This window comes from Oleiphilus sp. HI0061, assembly GCF_001635675.1.
The window spans coordinates 1-788 of sequence record NZ_LWFE01000467.1; the positions used below are offsets into that span (position 1 = coordinate 1).

Sequence of the window (788 nt, forward strand, 5' to 3'; positions counted from 1 at the left end):
AAAGAAAAAAGATTTTGACGATGCAGCCAACCTGCCCTTTCAGGATGACGATATCGCGGAACGTACCTTGAGCGAAAAAGAGAGAGAAGAACATGACTAGTTTTTGGAGTGTATGGGTCTCAGTCATTATTATCGGTACTTTGATCGGTAGTACATGGCTGCTAGTAGCCACCCGAAAAAGCCAAACTACAGATGAAGAGACTGAACAAAAGATGCCCCATGCCTTCGATGGGATCGAAGAGTACGATAATCCACTTCCAAAGTGGTGGTTCCATATGTTTATCGGTTCAGTTGTTTTTGCATTCGCATACGCATTGCTGTACCCGACTTTAGGTAACTTCCAAGGTTTCTTAGGCTGGTCTTCTACCGGTCAATGGGAAGCAGAAGTTGCTGAAGCTGATGAAAAGTACACACCTATATTCAAAGCCTACGCGGCAAAGCCAATTGAAGAACTCGCCAAAGATGCCGAAGCAATGAAAGTAGGACAGCGTTTGTTTGCTAATAACTGCTCAGTATGTCACGGATCAACAGGTCGCGGCGCATTAGGCTTTCCAAATCTGACTGACCACGACTGGTTATATGGTGGAAGTCCAGACGCGATCAAAACCACCCTCCTGTATGGTCGAAACGGTCAAATGCCTGCCAAAGGTTTAAATCCCGCTATGAGCAAAACTGACATACAAAATATGACTCATTACTTACTTTCGTTTAGTGGACGTAGTGATGATAAAGCAGCTGTTGATGCCGGCGCAGCGATGTACCAGACTGCCTGTGCAGCCTGTCATGGG

At 45.7% G+C, this 788-nt stretch carries 1 protein-coding gene; it reads left to right on the forward strand.

The genetic code is table 11. The features are described 5' to 3' along the window. Positions 1–92: 92 nt before the first annotated feature. Positions 93–788: cytochrome-c oxidase, cbb3-type subunit III (ccoP, locus tag A3735_RS06210; RefSeq protein WP_068637778.1), on the forward strand; the 696-nt coding region annotated here is incomplete at its 3' end.